This window comes from Streptomyces sp. NPDC059455, from assembly GCF_042750115.1.
In the GTDB taxonomy this organism is placed as follows: Bacteria; Actinomycetota; Actinomycetes; order Streptomycetales; family Streptomycetaceae; genus Streptomyces; species Streptomyces endocoffeicus.
Genome location: NZ_JBHYVB010000325.1, coordinates 1 through 9,021, shown reverse-complemented (window position 1 = coordinate 9,021; position 9,021 = coordinate 1). Strand labels below are relative to the sequence as shown.

The following is a 9,021-nucleotide window of genomic DNA, read 5'->3' as shown; positions in this document are numbered from 1 at the left end:
TACGTCGCTCGCGAGATCTACCAGGCCCTCCTCACATCCAGAAGGCGATCCGCAGCACCAATGCCCGCTCGTTGACATCCATAGGGGCATCAAGCGCGACTACATCTTCAACGGCACCCTGACCATCACCGCGATCGTCATCTGGCTCCGCGACACCGTCCAAGAGCCATCAGAAACAGCCTAGTGCCGCGTCGGTGACCGCCGTCGCGCCTGGACACCCTGATGCTTCCGAAGTCCGGGCTGCAGCACATGTTCTCGTACGACTCCGACGCGGTTCGCCGGGCGCTGTCACTGTCACGGCGATTCGCGTCGCCGGGCGGGAGTCCCCTGACCTCGGGGCTATCCAGGTCGTACTCCTGCCTGACCGGTGGAGAGTTCCGGTCGTCGTCACGCCGCGATCGGACTGGAGAGGCCGCTCATGCTCCTGTTGGTGACCCGTAAGTAACGCATCGCCGAGAATGTCGTCGCCTTCACACTGAGCGATCCCGACGGCCGACCCTGCCGCCGTGGACACCCGGCGCCCATGTCGATATCGCGCTCGAACCTGGGCTCAGCCGTCAATACTCGCTGACCGGAAGTGAGGACAGCGGCGTCTGGCTCGTCGCCGTGCTGCACGTTCCGGTCGGCCGTGCATCGCGACATCTGCACGACATGGTCGCTCCGGGGTCGGTACTGCGTGCCGATGGACCCCGAAACGACTTCCCGCTCGTTCCGGCCCGTCGGTACGTCTTCATCGCGGGCGGCATCGGCATCACGCCGATCGTGCCCATGGTGTCGCAGGTGGAACGTTCGGGGGCCGAGTGGCAGCTCTACTACGGGGGCGGCGTCGCGCCTCCATGGCGTTCCTGGACGAGCTGGCCCGCTACGGCGACCGGGTGCACGTGTACCCGGAGGACGAGCGGGGCTTGCTTCCCTTGTCCGCGGCGCTGTGCGGTGCCGGCAACGGCACCCAGGTCTACTGCTGTGGACCGGAGCCGTTGCTCAACGCGGTTCGGCAACACATCGATGATGTGCCCGGGAGCACGGTCCACTTCGAACGGTTCCAGCCCGCGGGAACCGCAACAGGGGAGGTGTTCGAGGTCCGCCTCGCGCGGTCCGGCCGCACCCTTACGGTTCCGCCGAGCAAGTCAATCCTGGAAGCGGTCGAGGAGGCGGGCGTCGAAGCCCTGTCCTCCTGCCGCACCGGCACGTGCGGAACCTGCGAAACGGCGGTACTGGAGGGAATCCCCGATCACCGCGACGACGTGCTCTCGGCCGACGAACGCGCGTCCGGCGACGCGATGATGATCTGCGCCTCTCGTTCCCTGACCCCCTTCCTGTCCCTCGACCTCTAGGAGGGGACGATGGCCGTTGATGTCGGCTGGCTGGACAACATGACCTTGGCCGAGCTGGAAACCGATGCACACCATGTCCTCTCCCGGCTGCGCAAGGAGGCGCCGATCGCCTGGGTACCGGCGCTCAACGCGTGGATCGCAACCACCTGGCGTCACTGTCACAAGACCGCCGAGGACGCCGCGCACTTCCGGGGCGGCACGAGCCCCGCCCACGATCGCGTATTCGGTCAACCCAACGTGCTGAGCGCGGAGGGGCAGAAGCACAGCGAGCTGCGGCGAGTGATCGACCCACCGTTGCGCCCGCGTGCTTTCAAACCGACCATGGACACCACTGTGCGGGCGGCGGCCCGTGCTCGCTTGGATGAGCTGGCCGGGCGAACACACGTCGACCTGCTGACCGACTATTTCGAACCGGTCAGCGTGCGCTGCGTCGCGGATCGGTTCGGGTTCACCCACATCAGTACCGTTCGGCTCCAGCGCTGGTTCCACAGCTTGTCCCATGCCGCAGCGCGCGGCCTGGTCGACCCCGAGGCGTATAAGGAAGGCGACGCCGCCGCGGCGGAGATCCGTGAAGTTGTCGGGGACATGATTGAACGGCTCCGCAGCCGGCCGGACGAATCGGCGATCTCGTACTGGCTCCACGACGGCATGCCCGATGTCGAGGTACGCGGTATCGAGAACATGCTGCCGTCCCTGCTGATCATCCTGCTCGGAGGACTACAAGGACCGGGCCACGCTTGCGGGTCCACCTTCCTGGGTCTGCCGACCCGACCCGAGCAACTCCGCCGGGTCGTGGAGAATCCGGCCTTGCTCCCCAAGGCTGTCGCAGAGGGGCTGCGCTGGTTGTCGCCGCTGTTCAGCGGGGCCTCCAGGGTGCCCAACCGAGACATGGAACTGGCCGACGTGCGGCTGCGGCAGGGCGACACGGTGTGGCTGTGCTACGGCTCGGCCAATCATGACGAGACCGAGTTCGACCGGCAGGAGATTTACGATCTCGACCGGCCCGCGCATGGTCATCTGGCTTTCGGCGCCGGCCGCCACGCATGCTCCGGCAGCGCCTTCGCACCGCAGATCGCGCGTATCGCGCTGGAGGAGTTGTTCGATCGCCATCCCCGTATCCGTCCCGAACCCGACCACGAGATCATCGTCCGCGGGTGGATGTTCCGAGGCGCCACCGAACTGCCCGTTCGTATGCCGCGCTGACAACCGAGGCACCGGACAGCGTCGCGAGATTCGCAATACCCCGCCCGGTACCGCATCAGGATCCACACGAGCCGCACCGCCTCAGCGCCGCAACCATCAGCGGCATCGCATGATCCGAACGCATGGACCGACTGGTGGTCCGCGACGAACAGCCACTGCGGCACACCCCCGCGAGCCGCCTCCTATGATCATGGCTGATATCCGCCCCCCAGGTGACGTATACGTAAGGCATATAACACCGAGGTAACGACACCTCTGCCAAAGCGAGCAGGTGACGGCAAACCCTTGACCTGACCTCAGGCCATATATACGTTCCGTATACCTCATCTGGCTGGAGACAACATGCCTGAAGAACTGCTTCCCTCTACCACGGATACCGTCGTGAATCCGCCACCCCCGCAGCGCCGACAGGTCGCCAACGCCTTCGCGGCCAGTCTGTCCGGCACCGCGTTGGAGTGGTACGACTTCGGGATCTACTCCGCGTCAGCGGCACTCGTGTTCCCGGTTCTGTTCTTCCCCGACTCCAGTTCCGCGGCCTCCGAACTGTTCGCGTTCTCCACCTATGCCGTCGGCTACCTCTCGCGCCCGTTGGGGGCGTTCGCGCTCGGGCGGCTCGGTGACGTCGTTGGACGCAAACGAGTCATCGTCCTGACGCTGCTGTTGATCGGCGTCGCCACGTTCGTCATCGGCTTGCTGCCCACGTACGGAACGATCGGCATCGCCGCACCGATCCTGCTGGTGTCGCTGCGATTCGCGCAGGGGGTGGGGGTCGGCGGCGAGCTGGGGGTGGCTCCGCTGTTGTCCAGCGAGTTCGGCGACCCGAACCGGCGCGGGTTCTGGTGTTGTGCCCCGCAAATAGGGCCGCCGGCCGGCAATCTGCTGGCGAACGGGATGCTGGCGCTGCTCACGGTGTCGATGTCACACGACGCCTTCCTGTCATGGGGCTGGCGAGTCGGGTTCCTGACGTCGGCGATCCTGGTCGGGCTCGGGCTGCTGATCCGGCTCCGGCTGGAGGAGACGCCGGTGTTCCGCGCGATCCGCGACAAGGGCGAGAGCCCGTCCGCTCCCGTTCGTGAGGTGTTCTCCACCGAGTGGCGTGGCCTGATCGCCGCGTCGTGTGCCCGGGTGGGGCCGGACGTCACGTACGCCCTGTTCGTCGTGTTCAGCCTCGTGTACGGCACGAAGGAAGCCGGTTTTACGTCGTCGCAAGTACTGATCGCGGTACTGATCGGTTCCGCCACCCAGCTCGCGCTCATCCCGCTCGCCGCGGCACTGTCCGACCGCGTCAACCGCCGCCGGATGTACGCGGTGGCCGCGGCGATCGCGGCTATCTGGCCGTTCGTGTTTCTGCCGGCCATTCTGAGCGGCTCATACCTGGTCCTCATCGGCGGGATCGTGGTCGGTTTGGGACTGCATTCGTTCATGTACGGACCACAAGGCGCCTTCATCACTGAGCAGTTCTCGCCCCGCCTTCGCGCGAGCGGCAGCTCGCTGGCCTTCGCGATCGGCAGCACGTTCGGCGGCGCCATGGCGCCGCTGGCGTTCGCGGCCTTGCTGAACTGGCAGGGAACATGGCTGCTTCTGGCGGCCTACACCGCGCTCGCCTGTGCGGTTACGATTGCCGGGACTCTCTGGCTGGGCCGCGACCACGACGCGGAGGAGGAACGCGAGTTCGCTGAGAGTCTGGCCTGAGTCCAGAAGGCCGCTGAAACCCTCGGTCATGGCCCCGGCTCGGTGGAGGAGTCGGGGCCAAGGTGTCCGCGCCGGACGCAGGCCGTGTGCACTGCGCCACGTCCTCGGCGCTTGACCTTGTAGTTGCTGTAAGGGCGTCCATGGCGCCATGTTGTCCATCAGCGAATACAGCGAAATGTGCCATCTGTCGCCGCAGACACTGCGGTTCTACCACTCCGAGGGTTTGCTCGTCCCAGCCGACGTCAACGAGCAGACCGGCTACCGCCCGTACACGTTCGAGCAGGTCGAACAGGCTATGCTGATCACGGTCCCGCGCGGCAGGGGGATGAGCGTCAAGCTCGTCCGGCATGCTCTCGACAAGCCGGACGCGGCACCCGCCCTGTTGCGGCAGCACAGTGCGCAGGTGCGGCACCAGCGGCAGGCCCAGGACGAGGCTCTCAGCGACGCGCGAGAATTCTTCAACTCGTGGCCGGAGGTACGCCTGCGCCATATACCCGAGATGACCGTGGTGTCGAAGCTGGTACCCGGCCCGTCGGCCGGAGGTGACCAGTACGACTGGGACGAAGCCGATGCCGTCGTCACCGCCACCGTGCAGGATGTGGTCAGGACCATGGAGTCGTGCGGAGCCGTTGTGTCGGGGACTCCTTGGCGAACCTAGGCCAGCGAGACCCCGGAGCAGAAGACGCGGGGCATCACCGCCGAAGGGCCGCACTGGCTGGTGAAGATCCCCGTCACGGCGGACGAGAAGGCGATTGCAGCTCTATCCGGTGACGTCCAGGTGCAGATCTTCGAAGCCCGGGACGAACTGTCGATATACATCCCGGGCAAGAGCTCGATGGCCAAGTTCGGCACCGCGTTCTCACGCCTGGTCATGCATCCCCTCGACGCCGCCTACATCGACATCTCCCTCATGCGTCAGCTGCTGCACGACGACGGCGTCGAAACCACCGCGGCGATCTGCAAGCTCGACGAGACCGGCGTGGTCGGGTGACCTCACGAGCGGACCGGACGGGCAGACAACCGCCGGTGGCGACCGCGAACGGGCGCCACCGGGGCGGGGACCCGACGCCGACAGGGCGGGCCGCTTACTCGCAGAGGGCAGTGTCGACGAAGTCGATTACGTGGTCCGCGGCGGTCTGCTGACCGGCCTGGTCGGTGGGCAGGGCGCTGGGCAGCGCGGTGACGGTGACCGAGGCGGCGCGGCCGTCTTCGGTGGCGCCGCCGCGGGTCTCGTAGCCGGGGATGTCACCGCCGTGGCCCCAGACGAGGCCACCGCAGCTCAGTGGGGTACTAATCAGGCCGAGTCCGTAGCGGGCCCCGGGCCAGAGATCGGAAGCCGGGACGGTGGTGCGCATCTGCTTCAGCTGCGCCGGTTTGAGGAGCTTGCCCCCGAGCAGGGCGGAGTAGAAGTGGTTGAGGTCGCTCGGGGTGGCGATCATCTGTCCGGCGGCCCATGCCCAGGACGGGTCCATCTCGGTGATGTCGCGCATCGGAGCGCCGGGCTTCGCCACGTGATAGCCCCGCGGATGAGGTCCCCGGATGTCCTGGTCGCCGATGCCGGGGAAGTAGGTGTGGCGCAGCCCGATGGGCTTGATGACCCGCCGCGTTATTTCCTCGGCCACCGGGCGGCCGGTGACCTTCTGGATGAGCAGGCCCGCGAGGAGATAGTTGGTGTTGCTGTACTCCCACTTGCTGCCGGGGACGAACTTCGCCTTCTGGGCCAGCGCCAGGTCGAGCAGGTCGCGCGGTTCGGTGTAGGTGTGCCGGCCCTTGAAGAAGTCACCGCCCATGGCCGCGACGTAGTCGGGCAGGCCGCTGGTGTGCTGCAGCAGCTGCCGCACCGTGATGTGACGGCCGTCGATGCCCTCGCCCCGGACGAGCCGTGGCAGGTACTTCTCGATCGGCGCGTCGAGGCTGATGCGGCCTTCGCCGACCAGTTGCAGAACGACCACGGCGGTGAAGGTCTTGGTGGTGGATCCGATGCGCACCCGCCCGTCCGCCGGCACCTTCGCCTTGTCTTCCCGGTCGGCGACGCCCGCGGTGTAGCCACGGGTGCTGCCATCGCGACCGCGGACAGCGGCCAGGGCCGCGGGAAACTCGTCGTCGCGCACCAGGCGGTCCATCCGCTGCCGCACCACGTCGTGACGCTCATCGGCATGAGCCCCGGACGCCGACGCTGACGGCACGCAGCCCACGGTGAGACCGCCCAGTACCGCCAGTGCGGCCGTCGCCGTGGCTGCTCGTCGGCGCCTGGACGGCGACAAGGTGTGAACAGACCGTAGAGCATCGCGATTATGGGACATGAAGAACACTCCTTGCTGGTGCCCTGCCGGGCAGAGCGGGTGTTGAGCCGTGGTGAGCCATGGGGCTCCTTCGGCTGCTGTGGGGGGCGCGGGTGCGTGGTAGCCGACGGTGCGGCAGATCTGCGCACCGTGCGGTACGGGCGATGTGACAGGTCGTTCGGGGTACGTCAGCCCGGTTAAGCCTTGCTCTGCGCGGCTGTACCGGGGGCGGTCTTGCCGAGCATGCGGCAGACCGCGGCGTCCACCAGGGGCCGGTATGTGGCGGCGACCTTCCGTTCGCTGAGGCCGAAGACGGTCGAGGTGAGGATGGCGACGGTGCGGTGGCCGGTACTGTCGGTGTAGTTCTGGCTCGCGTAACCGGGGATGCCACCGGTGTGCCCCCATACGGTGCCGCACGGGGTGCGGACCTCCTCCAGACCCAGCCCGTACCTGGTGGCCTCCGGCGCGGCGGAGTCTTCCGGGACGGTTGTGCGCATCTGCCTCAGCTGAGCCGGGGGCAGCAGCTCGCCGGACATCAAGGCGGTGTCGAAGCGCGCCCAGTCGGTTGCGGAGGAGACGACGGCCCCCGCGGCCCAGGCCCAGCTCGGGTTGATGCCGGTCGTGTTTACGTGGTCGTCGTGGATCGGCCCCGCGAAGGACGTCCCCGGGGGCATGCCGGGAGGCAGCAGGGGGCCCAGATGAGCGGCGTCGGGTTCATAGCCGTGCGTGTGCGTCCGGCTGTCGCCGGGCCGCCACGCGGCAGTGGTGGCGAGGTAGGTGTGGGTCAGGCCCAGGGGCCGGACGATCCGGTCGTGGATCAGGTCGGCCACGCTACGGCCGGTGGCCTTCTCGAGCACCATGCCGAGCGCGATGTAGTTGGTATTGCTGTAGGACCACTTCTTGCCGGGAGTGAACAGCGCCTGGTGCCTGGTGGCCAGCGCGAGCAGTTCTTCAGGGGTCCACCGCCGCTGGTCCTGGCCGGTGACCGAGGCGAGGCCGGCGGGGTCGTCGGTATAGTCGTACAGACCGCTCGTGTGGTTGAGGAGCATGCGTAAAGTGATCGCGCCTCCGCCGGGGACCAGGCCGGGCAGCCAACTCTCCACCGAGTCGGTCAGGTTGACCTGGTGCTCGGCGACGAGTTGCAGAATCAAAGTGGCCACGAGGGTCTTGGTGTTGGAACCCATGCGAAACTCGTCGTCCACCGCGAGCTTGTGGTCAGCCACGGTCCAGGGGGCCTGCTCGGTGGACTCGACAGCAGGCCCATGACCGTCGTCGATCCTTACGGCCACTCCCGGGACACCGGCGTCCACGGTCTGCCGGACGAGCGTGGCCAACCGGTCCGCTCGCCCCGCCACCGCACCGACGTGACCGGCATCGGCCGACCACATGTCAGCCCGCACCGCCTCGGTCCGCAGCGGCACGGCCGACGCCGCGGACGCCCCACCGGCTGCGGCCGCCGCGGTCAGGCAGGTGGCCAGGGTCAGCGTCAAGGCTGCCCGCAGACGGCGACGCGACATGGGCGCTCGCTCAGTCATGAGATGTCTCCGTGGGGTGAGGTATGGCCCGACCGGGCCGGCAGTGGATTGACTCCGAGGCTGGGCCAGCGTCGAACAGTGATCACTCTGGTTGATTGTGGGCCGCCCCAGCGACCCGGCCACCACCCGCATTCGGGTGGGGTTATCCCCACCTCACCCCAGTTCTGGGCTTCAGCGGCGTGGTCAGGGCACCGCCTTGGACCACGGCCCGAACCGCATACCTTGCCCGCGGCCGCCGACAGACCCCGATCACGCGTAACCGATGTGTAAGGCTCCGGGTTCGCGCCCAGTCCTGTCACCATCCCCAGCACATCGAGCGCTTAGTGCCCCGCAGCTCCGCCGGCCACTCGGACTCCTCGGTCGACGCAACGGACAGTCCGACAAGGGGTGGAGCCACTGAGAAGGGGGGGTTGCGTACCTGCGCGGTCGCCACCACGCTCGCTGACGCGGTTCTCGGAGCAGACGGACCAGATATGTACCGGGTGGTCCGCTCGCGCACGGCCCCGTCACCATCCCGAGTGCCGGCGCCGCTGCTGGTCCACGAGCAGCGCGGGCCAGTCTGCCTCCCGGGCCCCACCGGTGGGTGCTCGGGGGCGCCGCTGTGGTGGGGGCCCCCGAGCGCGTGTGGGTCAGCGTCCGATGTGGTGGCCGCCTTCGGCGGGGATGATGGCGCCGGTGGTCCAGCGGCTTTCGTCGGAGAGCAGGAACAGGGCGGCGCGGGCCATGTCGTCGGCCAGGGCGATCTGGTTCATCGGGGCCATGGAGGCCAGGTGCTGCTGGAGTTCGATGGGCAGGGTGTCCCACATCTCGGTGCGGGTGGAGCCGGGTGCGAGGGAGTTGACGCGCACGTTGGATGAGGCCAGTTCCAGGGCCGCGCTCTTGGTGAGGCCGTTGACGGCCCATTTCGAGGCGACGTATTCCGAGATGCCTGCCACTCCGACCATGCCGCCGACGGAGGAGACGTTGACGATCGAG

8 protein-coding genes and 1 pseudogene are annotated in these 9,021 nt (G+C 67.6%); 6 read left to right on the top strand and 3 right to left on the bottom strand.

What is annotated here, in order from left to right; genetic code table 11:
* The 6 genes and pseudogenes from ACFXB5_RS50930 to ACFXB5_RS50905 form a co-directional block, all read left to right on the top strand.
* Positions 1–184 (top strand): hypothetical protein (locus ACFXB5_RS50930; RefSeq protein ID WP_385222246.1); only part of this gene is annotated, 184 nt, incomplete at its 5' end.
* 264 nt (positions 185–448) lie between these two features.
* Positions 449–1,334, top strand: a pseudogene (locus tag ACFXB5_RS50925) (PDR/VanB family oxidoreductase).
* A gap of 9 nt (positions 1,335–1,343) precedes the next feature.
* The gene (locus ACFXB5_RS50920) at positions 1,344–2,537 is read left to right on the top strand and encodes a cytochrome P450 (protein ID WP_385222243.1); all 1,194 of its coding nucleotides are present in this window, start codon (positions 1,344–1,346) and stop codon (positions 2,535–2,537) included.
* A gap of 342 nt (positions 2,538–2,879) precedes the next feature.
* Positions 2,880–4,229, top strand: coding sequence for an MFS transporter (locus tag ACFXB5_RS50915; protein ID WP_385222242.1), 1,350 nt, complete (start codon positions 2,880–2,882; stop codon positions 4,227–4,229).
* Between the two features lie 148 nt (positions 4,230–4,377).
* Positions 4,378–4,887, top strand: coding sequence for a MerR family transcriptional regulator (locus ACFXB5_RS50910; RefSeq protein WP_385222240.1), 510 nt, complete (start codon positions 4,378–4,380; stop codon positions 4,885–4,887).
* Positions 4,888–4,947: 60 nt separating this feature from the next.
* Positions 4,948–5,220, top strand: a complete 273-nt coding sequence (locus tag ACFXB5_RS50905; protein ID WP_385222237.1) for a hypothetical protein — start codon at positions 4,948–4,950, stop codon at positions 5,218–5,220.
* Between the two features lie 94 nt (positions 5,221–5,314).
* Here ACFXB5_RS50905 and ACFXB5_RS50900 read toward each other — a convergent pair whose 3' ends face one another.
* From ACFXB5_RS50900 to ACFXB5_RS50890, 3 genes are all read right to left on the bottom strand, one after another.
* Positions 5,315–6,532 (bottom strand): serine hydrolase domain-containing protein, encoded by a 1,218-nt coding sequence (locus ACFXB5_RS50900; RefSeq protein ID WP_385222234.1) that lies wholly within the window; start codon positions 6,530–6,532, stop codon positions 5,315–5,317.
* A gap of 176 nt (positions 6,533–6,708) precedes the next feature.
* Positions 6,709–8,046: a serine hydrolase domain-containing protein gene (locus tag ACFXB5_RS50895; protein WP_385222231.1), complete on the bottom strand. Its 1,338-nt coding sequence runs from the start codon at positions 8,044–8,046 to the stop codon at positions 6,709–6,711.
* Positions 8,047–8,675: 629 nt separating this feature from the next.
* A partial coding sequence (locus tag ACFXB5_RS50890) for an SDR family NAD(P)-dependent oxidoreductase (protein ID WP_385222228.1) occupies positions 8,676–9,021 on the bottom strand: 346 nt, incomplete at its 5' end.